This is a genomic window from Tsuneonella sp. CC-YZS046, assembly GCF_035581365.1.
Taxonomy (GTDB): domain Bacteria; phylum Pseudomonadota; class Alphaproteobacteria; order Sphingomonadales; family Sphingomonadaceae; genus JAWKXU01.
Window position 1 is genome coordinate 890,080 of the sequence record NZ_CP141590.1, and the last position, 15,787, is coordinate 905,866.

A 15,787-nucleotide genomic window follows, 5' to 3' on the forward strand; every position below is an offset into this window, starting at 1 on the left:
GGGCCATGAGCGCACGCATCTATCAACGCCCGAAGAACGCCATGCAGTCCGGCAAGGCGCTTGTCGACCAATGGATTCTGGAATTCGATCCGGCGGAGGCGAAGAAGCCCGATCCGCTGATGGGCTGGGCCGGCTCCGGCGATACCCGGCAACAGGTCCAGCTGAAGTTTCCCAGCAAGGATGCTGCGCAGGCCTATGCCGCCAAATACGGCATCCCCGCGCGCGTGCATCCCACCCCGGCCAAGAGGCTGAAGATCCAGGCCTACGCCGACAATTTCCGGTAAACCCCGCTCCTTCCGCAAACGGGAAAGGGTTGCATCGCCCTGGTTCCCTCGCCATATGCGCGACCGGGAGTCGGGCGGGCGTTTGCGTCCGTTAACCTGGTCAGGTCCGGAAGGAAGCAGCCATACCGGATTGCGGCGGGTCGCCCGGCTCCTTTTTCCCCTGACATTGTGAGCGGCAGTCCCTAGTTTGACGCCCATGGGTGATTCCGGAGACATGTTCGGCGATAGCGCGCCGGCCGATGAGGCTGAGGAAGCCAAGCCGAGCGCGGCTGAACTCGAAGCGGCGGGTCAATCGGCGCTGTTCGGCGGCGCGGAACCTTCGCCTCGCGTCGAGACGGCGCCTCCCTCGGCGGTGCCTTCCCCTGCCGCTGCTTCTTCCAGCGCGCAGCCTTATCGGGTGCTGGCCCGCAAGTACCGCCCTCAGACCTTTTCGGAGCTGATCGGCCAGGATGCGATGGTGCGCACGCTGGGCAATGCGATCGAGCGCGATAGGCTCGCCCACGCCTTCCTGATGACGGGCGTGCGCGGGGTGGGCAAGACCTCGACCGCCCGGCTGATCGCCAAGGCGTTGAACTGCATCGGCCCGGACGGGCAGGGCGGGCCGACCATCGATCCCTGCGGCCGGTGCGAGCCTTGCGTCGCCATTGCCGAAGGCCGCCATATCGATGTGATCGAGATGGACGCCGCGAGCCACACCGGCGTGGACGATGTGCGGGAGATCATCGAGGCGGTGCGCTATGCTGCGGTTTCGGCCCGCTACAAGATCTATATCATTGACGAAGTTCACATGCTTTCCCGCAATGCTTTCAATGCATTGTTGAAGACTCTTGAGGAACCACCTCCTCATGTGAAATTCATCTTCGCCACAACCGAGGTGGACAAGTTGCCGGTCACGGTCCTCTCGCGCTGCCAGCGTTTCGACCTGCGCCGGATTCCCACCCCGATGCTGCAGGAGCATTTCGCGGCCATCTGCGCGAAGGAAGGCGTGGAGGCTGAGGACGAGGCGCTGGCGATGATCGCCGGGGCGGCGGAAGGCTCGGTGCGCGATGGCCTGTCGATCCTCGATCAGGCGATCGCCCATGCGGATTTCGAGACGGACGGCGCCGAGGGCGGCAAGGTGGTGGCGGAACGCGTGCGCGATATGCTGGGCCTTGCCGACAAGGGCGCGCAGCGGGATCTTTTCGCGGCCTTGCTGGCTGGTGATGCCCCCTCGCTGCTGGAGCGGATCGATGCGCAATATGCGCTCGGGGTGGAGCCGCTGGCGCTGCTCAGGACGCTGATGGAACTGGTCAATCGGATCACCGTGGCCCAGGTCGGCGGCAGCGGCGCGGATGCCCCGACGGCGGAAGAACGCGCGCTGATCGAGCAATGGGCGCAGGGCCTCGGCGCCGGAAAGCTGCATCGTCTCTGGCAATTGCTGCTCAAGGGCTATGACGAGGTGCGCGGCGCGCCGGACCCGCTGATCGCGGCGCAGATGGCGCTGTTGCGGGTGATGCATGCGGCGGACATGCCGGACCCGGGCGCTCTGGCGAAAAAGCTGGACGATATGCTCGCCAGTGGCGTTGCGCCGGTGGCGCGGGGGGAAGGCGGGGGGACAACCCCCGGGCCATCCGCAGCGGCGGCGCCCGATTGGGAAGCATTGGTGGCCCGGGTGGATGCGGCGGGCCATCTCCGGGTGGCCCAGATCATGCGGGACTGGATTCGGGTGATCGACCTGATGCCGGGCCGGCTGATCTACTCATTGGTTCCGGGCATCGCGCTCGATCCCGCGCCCGAATTGCGGGATGCGCTGCTCAAGGCCACCGGCGAGCGTTGGCAGGTCGAGCAGGGCGCAGGCGAGGGCGCGCCTTCGCTGCTGGAGCGGGAGGAAGCCCGCAAGGCGCAGGCGGCGGATGCACTGTTGCGCGATCCGCTTGTCGCCGCTGCCTTCGCGGCATTTCCGCAGGCGGAGATCGTGGACGAAAACGAAGTGTCCGCGGCGCGCGACCGGAATTGGAGCAAGAGAGCTTGAAGGAAATATTGTCATGAAATCGATGGAAGAGATGATCAAGGCGGCCCAGCAGGCAGCCGAGACCATCCAGAAGCAGATGGGCGAAGCGCAGGCAAAGCTCGATTCGATCGAAGTGGAGGGCCTTTCCGGCGGCGGGCTGGTGAAGATCCGCTGCACCGCCAAGGGACGAATCCTGACAGTTTCGATCGACGACAGCCTGATGCAGCCGAGCGAGAAGCACATACTCGAGGATCTGGTCACCGCCGCCTTCAACGATGCGCGCACCAAGGCCGATCAGGCCGCCAATGCCGAAATGCAGCGGATTCAGCAGGGCATGGGCTTGCCGCCGGGTTTCAACCTGCCCGGCATGGGCTGAAACCGGCGCGAAACCCGCATGAACCCGGACGGGGGGAGGAGAGCCTGTCAGCCGGAACGGCTGCTGTCTTTCGGCCCCCCGTCCACGCGATGCGGCGGCTTTGCCCCGTCGCGCGTCTTCCATAGCGAATAGAGCACGCCGGCCGCGATCAGGCCGAAGGTCACGCCAAGGCTCAGGGCTGGCGGGAATTTCCCGCCGCCGAGCCAGAAATCGGCTATGAAGATTTTCGTGCCGATGAAGACCAGCACCGCGGCCAGCGCATATTTCAGGTAATGGAAGCGATGCACCATCGCCGCCAGCGCGAAATAGAGTGCGCGCAGGCCCAGAATCGCCATGATGTTGGATGTGTAGACGATGAAGGTGTCGGTCGTGATCGCCAGGATGGCCGGCACGCTGTCTATCGCGAAAACGAGGTCCGCGACATTGATGACCGCCAGCGCCAGCAGCAGCGGGGTGGCCGTGAGAGTCGGCTTGCCGGTCCGGGGATGGTGGGCTTTCACCAGGAAGCGGTTGCCGTGCAGTTCATGAGTCACCGGCATGTGGCGGGAGATGAAGCGGAGCACGGGATTGTGGGATATGTTCGCGGATTCCTCGCTGCCGAAGAACATCTTCACTCCGGTGAAGATCAGGAACGCGGCGAAAAGATAGATGATCCAATAGGCGTGATGGATCAGGGCGATCCCGCCCGCGATCATCAGCCCGCGCAGCACGATAACGGCGATGATGCCCCATAGAAGCGCTCTGTATTGATAGCGCAGAGGTATTGAAAAATAAGAGAAAATCAAACTTATGACAAAGACGTTGTCGATCGAGAGGGCCTTCTCGATGAAGAAGCCGGTATAATATTTCATGCCGAGATCGGCGCCGCGTTCGGCCCAGATCCAGGCCCCGAAAAGAAGCGCGATACCGATATAGAATGCCGACAGCTTGAGGCTTTCGCCGATTCCCATTTCCCGGTCGTCTTTGTGAAGGACGCCGAGATCGAAGGCGGTCAGGGCGATGACGATGCCCAGGAACGCGAGCCAGAACCATGCCGGCGTGCCCAGCCAGTCCATCGATAGCGCTTCCAACATAAATTCCTCACGATCCGCTTGGTCGATCGGAGAATCCGCAGCATCATGATGACCGTAGGCATGGGGCCGTCGAAGCATCGGATCGTCCGATGCGGTCCGACATCACGAGGGCTTAATCAGCCCTCGCCAGAGGGGCCCGGTCCGCGCTCAGGAAATATGAACGCGCGGCTCAAAAATCAAGCGGAAGCCGCAGCGGAAACATTGATTTCCGGGTGGGAGGCGGGATTCGGCGGTTGTGGCGATTGGCTCGTCGCCGGCCCCATCCACAACCCAGCCGGTTTACGCCATTGCAGAGCGCAACCAGCCATCCCATATCCTGAAAAACAGTGGGCGCTTTGCCCGGAGCGCATGATGCGATGCGCCAATTTGGAAATTGGATGACGATGAACCTGCTTCCCTTGCTTCCCCTGCGCGATATCGTGGTTTTCCCCGGCATGGTCGTGCCGCTTTTCGTCGGGCGCGAGAAATCTGTGGCCGCGCTGGAAGAAGTGATGATGGGCGACAAGGATATTTTCCTGCTCGCCCAGCTCGATCCGTCCTGCAACGATCCGGGGCGCGACGATCTCTATGACATCGGCGTGGTCGCCCAGGTGCTTCAGCTTCTGAAGCTGCCCGACGGCACGGTGCGGGTTCTGGTCGAAGGCCACCACCGCGCGCAAATTCGCGATATGCGGTCGGAGCGTGACTTCGTGGTCGCGCAGATCGAAGTGCTCGATCCCGAGGTGTCGACCGGCCCCGAAGTGTCGGCGATGATGCGCAGCGTGCTCGACCAGTTCGGGGAATATTCCAAGTTGAACAAGAAGCTGCCCGAGGATCTGGCCTCGCAGCTCACGCAGATCGAGGATGCGGCGCGCCTTGCCGATACGATTGCCGCCCATCTCAATATCAAGGTTTCCGAGAAGCAGTCGCTGCTGACCGAGCCGGATGCGATGAAGCGGCTCGAAATGGTCTATTCCTTCATGGAGGGTGAGCTTTCCGTCCTGCAGGTGGAACGCAAGATTCGCGGGCGCGTCAAGCGCCAGATGGAGAAGACCCAGCGCGAGTATTACCTCAACGAGCAGTTGAAGGCGATCCAGTCCGAACTGGGCGGCGGCGATGGCGAAGATGGCGATGAAATCTCCGAATTGCAGGAGAAGATCGAGACTCTCAAGCTCTCCAAGGAAGCCAGGGCCAAAGCCCAGGCCGAGCTGAAGAAGCTCAAGTCGATGCAGCCGATGAGCGCGGAAGCCACGGTGGTGCGCAATTATCTCGATGTTCTGCTGGGCCTGCCCTGGGGCAAGAAGTCCAAGCTCAAGAAGGACATCTCGAAAGCGCAGGAAGTGCTCGATGCCGATCACTATGCGCTGGACAAGGTCAAGGACCGGATCGTCGAATATCTGGCGGTTCAGGCGCGCACCAACAAGCTCAAGGGGCCGATCCTGTGCCTCGTCGGCCCGCCGGGCGTGGGCAAGACCAGCCTCGGCATGTCGATCGCCAAGGCCACCGGCCGCGAATTTGTGCGGCAGTCGCTGGGCGGCGTGCGGGACGAGGCCGAAATCCGCGGGCACCGGCGCACCTATATCGGCTCGCTGCCGGGCAAGATCGTGACCAACCTCAAGAAGGCGGGCGCGTCCAACCCGTTGTTCCTGCTCGATGAAATCGACAAGCTCGGCCAGGATTTCCGGGGCGATCCGGCTTCGGCCCTGCTGGAGGTGCTCGATCCGGAACAGAATGCGAAATTCCAGGACCATTATCTGGAACTGGATATAGACCTTTCCGACGTGATGTTCGTCTGCACGGCGAACAGCCTCAACCTGCCGCAGCCCCTGCTGGACCGCATGGAGATCATCCGGCTGGAGGGCTATACGGAAGACGAGAAGGTCGAGATCGCGCAACGCCACCTGATCCGCAAGCAGATCGATGCGCATGGCCTCAAGGAAGGCGAGTTCGAGCTGACCGAACCCGGCCTGCGCGACCTGATCCGCTATTACACGCGCGAGGCGGGCGTTCGCACGCTGGAACGCGAAATCGCACGCCTGGCCCGCAAGGTCCTGCGCGCGATCCTCGAGAACAAGGTGAAGTCCGTCACCATCACGCCGGAGAATCTCGGCGATTATGCCGGGGTGCGCAAGTTCCGCCACGGCGTGTCCGACGAAGAGGCGCAGGTGGGCGCCGTAACGGGTCTGGCCTGGACGGAAGTGGGCGGCGAATTGCTGACCATCGAAAGCGTCACCGTGCCTGGCAAGGGCGAGATCAGGACGACCGGCAAGCTTGGCGAGGTGATGAATGAATCGGTCCAGGCCGCTTTCAGCTTCGTAAAGGCCCGCGCCCCGCATTACGGCATCAATCCCTCGCTGATCCAGCGCAAGAACATCCACATCCACCTGCCGGAAGGCGCGGTGCCGAAGGATGGCCCGAGCGCGGGCATAGGAATGGTCACTTCGATCGTTTCCACGCTCAGCGGGGTGCCTGTGCGCCCGGACGTGGCGATGACCGGGGAAGTGACCTTGCGCGGCCGGGTCCTGCCGATCGGCGGGTTGAAGGAAAAGCTGCTCGCCGCCCTGCGCGGCGGCATCAAGATCGTTCTGATTCCCGAAGAGAACCGCAAGGATCTCGCCGAGATTCCGGAAAACGTGAAGCAAGGGCTGGAGATCATTCCGGTATCTCATGTCGATGAGGTGCTGGCCCATGCGCTCACCGCCGTTCCGGAACCGATCGAATGGACCGAAGCGGATGATCTGGCGAGCCAGCCCAATGCCGCGTCGGGATTAGGGGCTGTGCCGCCCACAGCCCATTGATTCGTATTGCGGTGCAGCGAATCGGCGGCCGGTGACAAGCGCATGGCCGCCTGCCGGTCTGGCGAGTCGGGGGTTTCAGCACTCGACTCGTCGAAAACCGTGTTCAAATATGGGAAAACCGCACTTTTGCGCGCGTTTTGCCTTTGACACGCAGGGCAAAACCGTTTCAATTCGCGCGCCGTCGGAAAGGCAATCCGCGACCACGGTTTTTTCAACCTAGAGGGGGTTCACTCAACCATGAACAAAAATGATCTGATCAGCGCCGTCGCCGATTCGAGCGGCCTTACCCGCAGCGATGCGACCAAGGCTGTCGAGAGCGTGTTCGACTCCATCGGCAAGGCGCTGGCTAAGGGAGATGAAGTCCGTCTTGTTGGGTTTGGCACTTTTTCTGTGGCCAAGCGTAAGGCGTCGACTGGCCGTAACCCGCGTACGGGCGAGCCGATGACCATCAAGGCATCGAACCAGCCCAAGTTCAAGGCCGGCAAGGGCCTGAAGGACGCGGTCAACTAAGGCTTTTCCAAATGATCGGGGCCAAATCCGCCCCGTCCGATCTGTCGGCCTGAACGGCAGGCAGATGTATGGAGACGACTGACACGGAGTGGCCACTCAAGCTGGCAGCAATGCCGGTCATTCCGGTTCCGGTCGATTATCGAAAAACACCGCGTCAGCCTTCCGGCCGGCGCGGTGTTTGTTTTTGGGCGCCGCTCCCGCGTTTCAGCGCTGGAGCTGGATAAGCGCCATGGGGGCGGCGGGCGTGTTGCCCATCGGTGAGCCGCCGATCGTCCAGCGCAGCTGCTTGCCGGTGGTGGCGGGCTGCGGACCCTCATCGGTATTGTTGGCCAGGATCGCCCCATCGGTCGTCAGGGTGAACGTGCCCGAGGTTTCCGGCAGATTCGGTTTCGAACTCATCCCCGCCGAGGCCAGAGGCATTGCCCAGCATCATCATCCGCATCGGATCGGCCGGATTGGCGGCGAAAGCCGGCGCATCGAGCCTGACCGCACCATCCTTGCGCAGCGACAGCTGCACGAACGGGTTGGCCATCGGGAAGCGCTCGATGGTGGGAAACGCGAAGTCATGGGTCAGCTTGCCGGTCACTGAAAAGTCGACATCGAACAGCCCGTTGCCCTTGTAGTCGACGCGCTTCCAGCCTTCCTGCCGCCGCAAGCGCTCCACCAGCTGGTCGGCGGCCTTCGGGTCGGACGGATCGATGCCGCCCAGCAAGGCGCGCATCTGTTCGGCATCGCGCTTGCGTTGCTCGGCGCGTTCCTGCCGGCCTTCTTCCCACAGCTTCTTCTGTTCGGCGATTTCGGCTCGGGTGCAGTCGCGTTCTTCCCCGCTTTCCTCGTCGATGCAGGGGTCCTGCTCGAACTCCTCCTCGGCGGCGTCCTCGGCCAGCTTGCTGAGCGCCAGCATGTGGATCTCGCCCGTATAAGAGAAGGTGAACTGGCCATCCTTCCGAATATCCAGGCCCGAAACGAAGCGGCCCGGCGCAAGGAAACATGCGCCCAGCAACGCGGTGGCCAGCACGGCGAAGAGGATCGTGGCGATACGCGGTCCGGTCTTGTTCTCTTGCATAAAAACTCCTTCGGAACTCATCCGTGACGGGTTGCCGCCGCATAGAGAGCGATCGCCGCGGCGTTGGAGACATTGAGGCTTTCCATCGATTCGCTGATCGGCAGGCGGGCCAGCGCGTCGCAATGGGTTGCGATGTTCTGGCGCATTCCTTCGCCTTCTGCGCCCAGGACCAATGCCACGGCGCCGGAAGGCAGCGCCTGCGCCAGCGTGGTTTCGGCTTCGCCGGCAAGGCCGATGCGCCAGTATCCGGCCTCCGCGATATCTTCGAGCGCCCGGGCCAGATTCACCACCCGGACCCAGGGCACGACCTCGAGCGCCCCGGACGCCGATTTGGCCACGACGCCGGATTCGGGCGGCGAGTGCCGATCCTGGGTGACGAGCGCGCAGGCATTGAAAGCCGCCGCCGAACGCAGGATCGCGCCGACATTGTGCGGATCGGTGACCTGATCCAGGACAATCACCGGACGCGCGGGATCGCCTGCCAGCACATCTTCGAGGAAAAGCCCGTCGAGCGGTTCGCATTCCAGCACCAGCCCCTGATGGGGCGAATCCTTGGTGACGAGCCGGGCGAGGTCAGGCGTGTCGGCGTATTCCACCGGAAAATCTTCCGGCAATTCGCCATCGAGCCGTTCGATAGCCTCCCGGGTCGCCCATAGCTTGCGATGGACGCGGTCGGGGTTCTTCAGCGCCGCTTCCACGGCGTGATGCCCCCATAGCCGGACCATGCCCTTGCTGGCGCGTCCACTGCCGCGCCCGCCCTGCATCCGCCCGGCGCGTCCGCGTAATGCACGTTCCTTGCGCCCCTTGCTCATGAATGCTCCCTGTTGCGAATGTTCCGTCTCCTGCCAGCCCCCCCATTGACAGGCAAGCATCGGTTCGTCATGGACGCCCGCACTCGGCCGGACGGAGCTTCTTTCTGGGAAGCAATTCGCGGGGCGACCCGCAACCGGCAATGGTGTGGACAGGTGGCCGAGTGGTTAAAGGCAGCAGACTGTAAATCTGCCCGCGTGAGCGTACGCTGGTTCGAATCCAGCCCTGTCCACCACCAGCCTTACCCGATAAAGCCAGATACGTTTGTTTGACCTATTGGACAGGATAGGCGTAGGAACCGCTCCGGACTTGCGGAATGGTTGCTATCCGGCTGTTTGCCTGCAATCACCCTGCCATTCCTGAGAGTGGATGATTCCGGACTGACTGGAAGAGGATAGTACGATCATTAGCGAGGAGAATGATGCGCGGGAGATTCTTGCGGCGCTAGACCGGCTTTCCTTCGAGGAATTGCTGGATTCGGCCGCTGCCTTGCGCGATCGGGGGCATGGCTGGGTCCAGAGCTGGTCCCCCAAGGTGTTCATTCCTCTTACCCAGCTTTGCCGCAATCTCTGCCATTACTGCACCTTTTCGCAGCCGCCCAGGAAAGGGGAGGCCGCCTATCTCACGCGCGAGCAGGTGCTCGACATCGCCCGCGCCGGCAAGGCGGCGGGATGCACCGAGGCCCTGTTCACTCTTGGCGACAAGCCGGAATTGCGCTTTACCGCCGCGCGGGAGGAACTGGCCCGGTTGGGGCATGAGACGACGCTATCCTATCTTGCGGAAATGTGCGCTGCCGTCAGGGACGAGACGGGCATGATTCCGCATGTCAATGCGGGGGTGATGGATCGCGAGGAAATGGCGATGTTGCGCCCTGTTTCCGCCTCGCAGGGGCTGATGCTGGAATCCGTATCGGATCGCCTTTGCCAGAAGGGCGGGGCGCATTACCGCTCGCCCGACAAGGAGCCGGCCGCGCGCCTGGAAACGATCCGGCTGGCGGGCGAGCTTGCCATTCCTTTCACCACCGGCATCCTGATCGGCATCGGGGAAACCCGGCTCGAGCGGATCGAGGCGCTCGTCGCCATCCGCGGCCTGCATTCGCGCTACGGCCATATCCAGGAAGTCATCATCCAGAACTTCCGGGCCAAGCAGCGCACCGTCATGGCCGATGCGCCAGAGCCGGACATGGAGGAACTGCTCTGGACCATTGCCGCTGCCAGGCTGATCCTGGGGACGGAGATGAACATCCAGGCTCCGCCCAACCTGTCCGCCGCCGATTTTCCGAGGCTGCTTTCGGCCGGGATCAACGACTGGGGCGGGATTTCGCCGGTCACTCCGGATCACGTCAATCCGGAAGCCCCCTGGCCGGAAGTGGAACGGCTGCGGGCGGCTACGGAAGCGGAAGGGCGCATTCTCGTCGCGCGCTTGCCGGTCTACCCCTCCTATCTGGCCGAGGCCTCGCGCTGGGTGGATTCTTCCATCGAGCCTCTGCTCTCCGCGGCCGCGGATGGTTCCGGCTTTGGCAGGGAAGATCTGTGGTCGCCCGGCACAACGCGCCAGCCCAGCCTGCCCCGGCGATCATCCCTGGGCGTGGATTCGCGAATTCGCGAGATCACCGCCAAGGCCGGCGACGGCGCCGATCTTTCGGAAGAAGAGATCGCGCTGTTGTTCGCCGCGCGCGATGCCGACTTCCATCATATCTGCGAAGCGGCGGACACGCTGCGCCAGCGTGTGATGGGCGACACCGTGACCTATGTGGTCAACCGCAACATCAACTACACCAATATCTGCGCCTACAAGTGCGGCTTCTGCGCCTTTTCGAAGGGCAGCATGGACGAGGCGCTGCGCGGCCGGCCCTACGATCTCGATCTGGAAGAGGTGGTGCGGCGCACGCGCGAGGCGTGGGACCGGGGCGCGACCGAAGTCTGCATGCAGGGCGGCATTCACCCGCATTATACCGGGGAAACCTATCTCGGGCTGGTGCGCGCGGTTCGCGCGGCTGTTCCCGAGATGCATATCCATGCCTTTTCCCCGCTCGAAGTGGCCCAGGGCGCGGCAACGCTGGGGCTTGGGCTGGAAGATTATCTGCGCAAGCTGCGTTCCGCCGGGCTGGATACGCTGCCCGGCACGGCGGCGGAAATCCTGGATGACGAGGCGCGGGCCATACTCTGCGCCGACAAGCTGGATACCGGCGAATGGCTGGAAGTGGTGGAAGCCGCGCATCGCGTGGGTTTCCGCACCACCGCGACGATCATGTTCGGCCATGTCGACAATTACCGGCAATGGGCGCGTCATCTGCTGCATATTCGCTGCCTGCAGGCGCGAACGGGCGGTTTCACGGAGTTCGTTCCGCTCCCCTTCGTGCATATGGAAGCGCCCATCGCGCTTCGGGGCAAGTCGCGCCGGGGGCCGACCTTCCGGGAAGCGGTGCTGATGCATGCCGTGGCCCGGCTGGCGCTGCATCCCCATATCAATTCGATCCAGACAAGCTGGGTCAAGCTGGGTGCGGCCGGGGTTTCGGCCTGCCTGAATGCCGGGGCCAACGACATGGGCGGCACGCTCATGAATGAGAGCATTTCGCGCGCGGCGGGCACCAGCCATGGGCAGGAAATGCCGCCCGCCGCGATGCAGGAGATCATCCGGTCGCTGGGCAGGGAGCCACGGCAGCGGACGACACTTTACGGCGTGGTGGACGAGGCCATCGTGCAAAGGGGGATGGAAGCCGCGCCGCTAGAGCCGGTCGTGCAAACGCCTCCGCGCAAGAAATCGAGCAAGAAAAAAGAGTTGGAAAGCCTTTCTTATGGGAAATGACAAGTCTGTTACCATCGCCGTATTGGGGGGAACCGGCAATGAAGGCGGTGGCCTTGCCCTGCGCTGGGCGCATCGCGGCTATCCGGTGATCGTCGGCAGCCGTTCCGCCGAACGCGCGCAGGAGGCGGCGAACGGCATGAACGCCACTCTCGGCCGCGAAGCCCTGCGCGGCCTGGATAATGTCGCGGCGGCGAGCGAGGCGGACATTGTCGTGCTGGCGGTTCCCTATGCCGCGCAGCGCTCGACGGTGGAGGAGGTGAAGGAAAAGCTGGCGGGCAAGATCCTGGTCGATGTCACCGTGCCGCTGGTTCCGCCCAAGGTCAGCCGGGTGCAATTGCCGGAAGGCGGTTCCGCCGTGGAAGCGATCCAGAAGCTGCTGGGCGATGGCGTGCGCGTGGTATCCGCGTTCCAGAATATTTCGGCCCATCACCTCACGCATCTGGATGAAGAGATCGAATGCGACGTGCTGGTGTGCGCCGACGACAGCGAAGCGGCTGAGCAGGTGGTAGGCCTGACCCGCGCAATCGGCTTGTGCGCCTGGAATGCCGGGCCGCTCTGCAACTCGGTGGTCGCCGAAGGCCTGACCTCCATCCTGATCGGCCTCAACCGGCGCTACAAGGTGCCGGGCACCGGCATTCGCATCACGGGTATCCCGACCGGGCAGGAATGACCTCTACAACCTCTGTCACCCTGGTGGCGCCTCGTGACTTTCCGATGGTCGGAGAGGGCGACGACCTGCCGGGACTCATCCTCGATTGCCTGGCCAGGGCGGACATTGCGCTGGAAAGCGGCGATGTCGTGGTGCTGGCGCAGAAGATCGTGTCGAAGGCGGAAGGCCGCGCCGTTGCGCTGTCTTTCGTCACGCCTTCGCCGCGCGCGATCGAGCTGGCCGGCCAGTGCGCGAAGGACCCCCGCCTGGTCGAACTGATCCTGTCCGAAGCGGACGAGGTGATGCGGGTGCGGCCAGGGGTCATCATCGTCCGGCACCGGCTCGGGCTGGTGCTGGCCAATGCCGGCATCGACCGCTCCAACGTCGCTTCGGCGGATGGGGATGGCGATGATCGCGTTCTTCTCCTGCCGGTCGATCCCGATGCGAGCTGCCGCGCGATCCGGGCCGAACTTTTCGCGCGGAGCGGGGCGGATGTCGCGGTGCTCATCATCGACAGCCTGGGCCGTGCCTGGCGCAATGGCACGGTCGGGACCGCCATCGGCGTCAGCGGCATTCCAGCGGTGGCCGATCTGCGCGGCAATCCCGATCTGTTCGGCCGTCCGCTTGAAACCACCGAGATCGGGCTGGGTGACGAGATCGCCGCCGCAGCGTCCCTGCTGATGGGGCAGGCGGACGAAGGCCGTCCGCTGGTGCTCTTGCGGGGCGGCGGCCTTGCCGTAGCAGAAGGGAAGGCCACGGATCTGGTGCGGCCCCGCGCGCTGGACCTGTTCCCATGATCCTCGCGCTGGCAGGGGGCGTGGGCGGCGCCCGGCTCGCCAACGGGCTGGCGGCCATTCTGCAGCCGGGGAAACTGCGGATAGTCGTCAATACGGCGGACGATTTCGATCATCTGGGCCTGCGTATCTGCCCGGATCTCGATACCGTCACCTACACGCTTGCGGGCCGGAACAACCGGGAGCTTGGCTGGGGCATTGCGGGCGAGAGCTGGGCATTCCTCGACATGCTGGGCGAATTGGGCGGGGAAGACTGGTTCCGCCTCGGCGATCGGGACATGGCGATGCATGTCCTGCGGACCGCCCTTTTACGTGAGCAGACCCTTTCGGAGGTGACGGCGAGACTGACGCAGCGGCTCGGAATCACTCATCCGATCATTCCGATGAGCGACGATCCGGTGCGCAGCATGGTGCTGACGGATGAAGGGGAATTGCCCTTCCAGCATTATTTCGTGCGGCGGCAATGCGCGCCGTGCTTTCAATCCATCCGCTTCGAGGGGGTAGACAAGGCGCGGCCGAGCGCGGGATTTCTGGCGGCTCTCGATGATCCGGCGCTGGAAGCGATTGTGATCTGTCCCTCGAATCCGGTGCTGAGCATCGACCCTATCCTGGCCTTGCCGGGACTGCGGCACAGGCTGGAGCAACGGCGCGTGCCGGTGGTGGCGGTTTCGCCATTCATTGGCGGAAAAGCGGTGAAGGGGCCGGCAGCCAAGATCATGGCGGAACTGGGCATGGCCGCAACGGCGGAAACGATCATTCGGCACTATGGGAGCCTGCTGGATGGGCTTGTCATCGATCACGCGGATGCCGAAAATGCGGCGGATGGCTGTCCTGCCATCCTGGCGACGGATACGCTGATGCGGGATGATGAGGATCAGGCCCGGCTGGCGCGTGAGGTGCTGGCCTTCGCCCGCACTCTTGCGCGAGGTTGAGACAATGGCGGATCTTCGGGTCCTGATCGCGGTGCGCCCGGTGGAGGATGGCAAGAGTCGGCTGGCTTCCGTGCTTCCAGCGGACAAGCGGAGCATCCTCAACCAGCGGCTTTTCGATCATGTATGCGAGATTGGCCTGTCGTTCCTGCCAGCGGATCGGATCATTATCGTCAGCCGCTCGCGGGCCTTGCTCGAGCAAAGCCGGGCAAGGGGGATGGAAGCTGTGCTGGAACAGGGTTCCGGCCTGAATGAAGCGCTGGAGCAAGGCGCGGCGGTCGCCGCATCGCAGGGCTCCGGCCCGCTTCTTGCCCTGGCGACCGATCTGCCGGGCTTGGGGCATGGCGATCTTGCCGCGATGGTCGAGGCATCGAGAACGGCGGATGTCGTCATTGCCCTGGATCACGCCGGGCGGGGCACCAATGCGCTGCTGATGGCGCGGCCCCATGCGATTCCCTTCCGCTATGGCCCCGGCAGTCTCGCCGCCCATATATCGGCCGCGCGCGAAGCCGGGTTGGCGCATGTTCTGGTCGAACGGCCGGGGCTGGCGCTGGATGTGGATACCGCAGAGGACCTGGCCCGCCTGCAATGGGCGGATATCGTTACGCCCTGAAAAGGCTTCAGGCCGTAATCGTGCCTGGCCTGCTGGCGATGCTTGGGGCAAGGGCGGCGCTTGCCCGGTCCCACCAGACGAAGACGGCCTGCGAGAGCTTCCAGATCAGCCATGTCGCGATGATCGCGAAGGCGCCGTCCAGCGCGTAATGATAGGCGAGATGGATCGAGGCGATCCAGATCAGCAGGACAAAAGCGAGGCAATATGGCGCGACGCGGTGCGAAACATGGCGGATGGCAAGATAGAAGAGAAACGCCATGGCCACATGCATCGAAGGCATGGCGCTGATCCCCGCTCCATGGCCGGGTCCTTGCGCCAGATAGGCGTCCAGCAGCATCTGCTGCACATCGAGCACCATGATCGGAAACTGGCCGTCGGCCCGGTGCAGATAGGCCATCTGGCTGGCGAAGGTTCGATCGCCCAGGATCGGTTCGAGGAAGCAGGGGCCTATGCTGGAAAAGGCAATGGCCAATACGAAGCCGGTGATTAGCCAGGTGAGCACCAGCGCCAGGAAGTAGCGCCGGCGGATCGAATCCGCCTGTGGCGCGAGCAGAATGAACAGCGAGCCGGGATAAACCAGCAGGAACCACCCATGGTAGAATCCGGCAAGGATCGAGCTGATCAGCGGATAACCCAGCACGGGTTGCAGCAATATCCATGGATCGGTGCCGAAGATGGCCCGGTCCCACGCGATCAGCGTGGCGTCCCAGGTGTAAGGCTGGAAAAGCGGGATCAACGGCTTGAGCATCGCGAAAAGCGGCAGGAGCAGGGCGAGCACCAGAAACAGCGGCAGGCGGGCGAGCAATCTGGCGAGGAAGGATGGCTCGGCATAGCGCTTGCCCAGAAAGGCGAGTGGCGATGCCGGGCGGTGTTTCGCCAGCGCGGCCACGGCGTCCGCGATCAGTATCAGCCCCAGCCCTTTCGGATAAAGGTCCGCGTTATGCAGGATCACCGAAAGCGGGAAGGGAAGCCCGACCTGCATGAGGATGCCAGCCGAGATGCTGAAAAGCAGCCCCGAAATGACGAAGACCGGGATTTGGCCGACAAGCTCGGCGCGATATCCGTCATTGCGGAAATGCTGCAAGATTTCACGCCGGCCCATGCCCAC

Annotated in this window: 16 protein-coding genes, 1 tRNA gene and 1 other RNA gene; 13 read left to right on the plus strand and 5 right to left on the minus strand. The window is 63.5% G+C overall.

Translation table 11 applies throughout. The features are described from left to right. Positions 1-5: 5 nt before the first annotated feature. From U8326_RS04480 to U8326_RS04495, 4 genes are all read left to right on the plus strand, one after another. A complete protein-coding gene (locus tag U8326_RS04480; protein WP_324742609.1) occupies positions 6-284 on the plus strand; it encodes an ETC complex I subunit in 279 nt (92 codons plus the stop codon). Between the two features lie 63 nt (positions 285-347). After that, positions 348-442, plus strand: an RNA gene (ffs, locus tag U8326_RS04485) — signal recognition particle sRNA small type. A 38-nt stretch (positions 443-480) separates the two neighbouring features. Beyond that, positions 481-2,295 carry a DNA polymerase III subunit gamma/tau gene (locus U8326_RS04490; RefSeq protein ID WP_324742610.1) on the plus strand — a complete coding sequence of 605 codons (1,815 nt, stop codon included), beginning with the start codon at positions 481-483 and terminating at the stop codon, positions 2,293-2,295. Positions 2,296-2,308: 13 nt separating this feature from the next. After that, positions 2,309-2,650, plus strand: a complete 342-nt coding sequence (locus tag U8326_RS04495; protein WP_324742611.1) for a YbaB/EbfC family nucleoid-associated protein — start codon at positions 2,309-2,311, stop codon at positions 2,648-2,650. Positions 2,651-2,697: 47 nt separating this feature from the next. On the opposite strand, the gene U8326_RS04500 is transcribed toward U8326_RS04495, so the two are convergent. Then, a complete protein-coding gene (locus tag U8326_RS04500) occupies positions 2,698-3,720 on the minus strand; it encodes a TerC family protein (protein ID WP_324743522.1) in 1,023 nt (340 codons plus the stop codon). A 159-nt stretch (positions 3,721-3,879) separates the two neighbouring features. Here U8326_RS04500 and U8326_RS04505 point away from each other — a divergent pair, with 159 nt between their 5' ends. The 3 genes from U8326_RS04505 to U8326_RS04515 all read left to right on the plus strand — a co-directional run bounded on the left by U8326_RS04505 (position 3,880) and on the right by U8326_RS04515 (position 7,010). Further along, positions 3,880-4,104, plus strand: a complete 225-nt coding sequence (locus U8326_RS04505; protein WP_324742612.1) for a hypothetical protein — start codon at positions 3,880-3,882, stop codon at positions 4,102-4,104. Then, positions 4,101-6,500: an endopeptidase La gene (gene lon / locus U8326_RS04510; protein WP_324742613.1), complete on the plus strand. Its 2,400-nt coding sequence runs from the start codon at positions 4,101-4,103 to the stop codon at positions 6,498-6,500. The genes U8326_RS04505 and lon overlap by 4 nt, the downstream gene beginning before the upstream one ends. A gap of 237 nt (positions 6,501-6,737) precedes the next feature. Then, on the plus strand, positions 6,738-7,010 hold the full coding sequence (locus U8326_RS04515; protein WP_324742615.1) for an HU family DNA-binding protein: 273 nt from the start codon (positions 6,738-6,740) through the stop codon (positions 7,008-7,010). 204 nt (positions 7,011-7,214) lie between these two features. Here U8326_RS04515 and U8326_RS04520 read toward each other — a convergent pair whose 3' ends face one another. Genes U8326_RS04520 through rlmB form a run of 3 tightly spaced genes read right to left on the minus strand, consistent with a single transcriptional unit; the run spans position 7,215 to position 8,888 of the window. Further along, positions 7,215-7,409, minus strand: a complete 195-nt coding sequence (locus U8326_RS04520) for a hypothetical protein (protein ID WP_324742616.1) — start codon at positions 7,407-7,409, stop codon at positions 7,215-7,217. After that, the gene (locus U8326_RS04525; RefSeq protein ID WP_324742617.1) at positions 7,324-8,076 is read right to left on the minus strand and encodes a hypothetical protein; all 753 of its coding nucleotides are present in this window, start codon (positions 8,074-8,076) and stop codon (positions 7,324-7,326) included. Before U8326_RS04525 ends, U8326_RS04520 begins: the two co-directional genes overlap by 86 nt. Before the next feature lie 17 nt (positions 8,077-8,093). Continuing rightward, the gene (gene rlmB / locus U8326_RS04530) at positions 8,094-8,888 is read right to left on the minus strand and encodes a 23S rRNA (guanosine(2251)-2'-O)-methyltransferase RlmB (protein WP_324742618.1); all 795 of its coding nucleotides are present in this window, start codon (positions 8,886-8,888) and stop codon (positions 8,094-8,096) included. Between the two features lie 147 nt (positions 8,889-9,035). Between rlmB and U8326_RS04535 the strand changes: the two genes are divergently transcribed. From U8326_RS04535 to cofC, 6 genes are all read left to right on the plus strand, one after another. Further along, positions 9,036-9,121, plus strand: a tRNA-Tyr gene (locus tag U8326_RS04535). A 170-nt stretch (positions 9,122-9,291) separates the two neighbouring features. Continuing rightward, positions 9,292-11,694, plus strand: coding sequence for a 5-amino-6-(D-ribitylamino)uracil--L-tyrosine 4-hydroxyphenyl transferase CofH (gene cofH, locus U8326_RS04540; protein ID WP_416385526.1), 2,403 nt, complete (start codon positions 9,292-9,294; stop codon positions 11,692-11,694). Then, the gene (gene npdG, locus U8326_RS04545) at positions 11,684-12,364 is read left to right on the plus strand and encodes an NADPH-dependent F420 reductase (protein ID WP_324742620.1); all 681 of its coding nucleotides are present in this window, start codon (positions 11,684-11,686) and stop codon (positions 12,362-12,364) included. The genes cofH and npdG overlap by 11 nt, the downstream gene beginning before the upstream one ends. Then, positions 12,361-13,140 carry a coenzyme F420-0:L-glutamate ligase gene (gene cofE, locus U8326_RS04550; protein ID WP_324742621.1) on the plus strand — a complete coding sequence of 260 codons (780 nt, stop codon included), beginning with the start codon at positions 12,361-12,363 and terminating at the stop codon, positions 13,138-13,140. Before npdG ends, cofE begins: the two co-directional genes overlap by 4 nt. Next, positions 13,137-14,069, plus strand: coding sequence for a 2-phospho-L-lactate transferase (cofD, locus tag U8326_RS04555; RefSeq protein ID WP_324742622.1), 933 nt, complete (start codon positions 13,137-13,139; stop codon positions 14,067-14,069). Before cofE ends, cofD begins: the two co-directional genes overlap by 4 nt. 4 nt (positions 14,070-14,073) lie before the next feature. Next, entirely contained in the window at positions 14,074-14,679 is a 606-nt protein-coding gene (gene cofC, locus U8326_RS04560) for a 2-phospho-L-lactate guanylyltransferase (protein WP_324742623.1), read from the plus strand. A gap of 7 nt (positions 14,680-14,686) precedes the next feature. On the opposite strand, the gene U8326_RS04565 is transcribed toward cofC, so the two are convergent. Then, on the minus strand, positions 14,687-15,781 hold the full coding sequence (locus U8326_RS04565; RefSeq protein ID WP_324742624.1) for a phosphatase PAP2 family protein: 1,095 nt from the start codon (positions 15,779-15,781) through the stop codon (positions 14,687-14,689). Positions 15,782-15,787 lie beyond the last annotated feature (6 nt).

Coding starts and splice junctions, on each gene's coding strand:
- rlmB (WP_324742618.1), bottom strand. CDS start 8,888: ATGAGCAAGGGGCGCAAGGAACGTGCATTACGCGGACGCGCCGGGCGG.
- cofD (WP_324742622.1), top strand. CDS start 13,137: ATGATCCTCGCGCTGGCAGGGGGCGTGGGCGGCGCCCGGCTCGCCAAC.
- U8326_RS04565 (WP_324742624.1), bottom strand. CDS start 15,781: ATGGGCCGGCGTGAAATCTTGCAGCATTTCCGCAATGACGGATATCGC.
- U8326_RS04495 (WP_324742611.1), top strand. CDS start 2,309: ATGAAATCGATGGAAGAGATGATCAAGGCGGCCCAGCAGGCAGCCGAG.
- npdG (WP_324742620.1), top strand. CDS start 11,684: ATGGGAAATGACAAGTCTGTTACCATCGCCGTATTGGGGGGAACCGGC.
- U8326_RS04505 (WP_324742612.1), top strand. CDS start 3,880: ATGAACGCGCGGCTCAAAAATCAAGCGGAAGCCGCAGCGGAAACATTG.
- U8326_RS04480 (WP_324742609.1), top strand. CDS start 6: ATGAGCGCACGCATCTATCAACGCCCGAAGAACGCCATGCAGTCCGGC.
- U8326_RS04520 (WP_324742616.1), bottom strand. CDS start 7,409: ATGAGTTCGAAACCGAATCTGCCGGAAACCTCGGGCACGTTCACCCTG.
- cofE (WP_324742621.1), top strand. CDS start 12,361: ATGACCTCTACAACCTCTGTCACCCTGGTGGCGCCTCGTGACTTTCCG.
- cofC (WP_324742623.1), top strand. CDS start 14,074: ATGGCGGATCTTCGGGTCCTGATCGCGGTGCGCCCGGTGGAGGATGGC.
- lon (WP_324742613.1), top strand. CDS start 4,101: ATGACGATGAACCTGCTTCCCTTGCTTCCCCTGCGCGATATCGTGGTT.
- U8326_RS04490 (WP_324742610.1), top strand. CDS start 481: ATGGGTGATTCCGGAGACATGTTCGGCGATAGCGCGCCGGCCGATGAG.
- U8326_RS04525 (WP_324742617.1), bottom strand. CDS start 8,076: ATGCAAGAGAACAAGACCGGACCGCGTATCGCCACGATCCTCTTCGCC.
- U8326_RS04515 (WP_324742615.1), top strand. CDS start 6,738: ATGAACAAAAATGATCTGATCAGCGCCGTCGCCGATTCGAGCGGCCTT.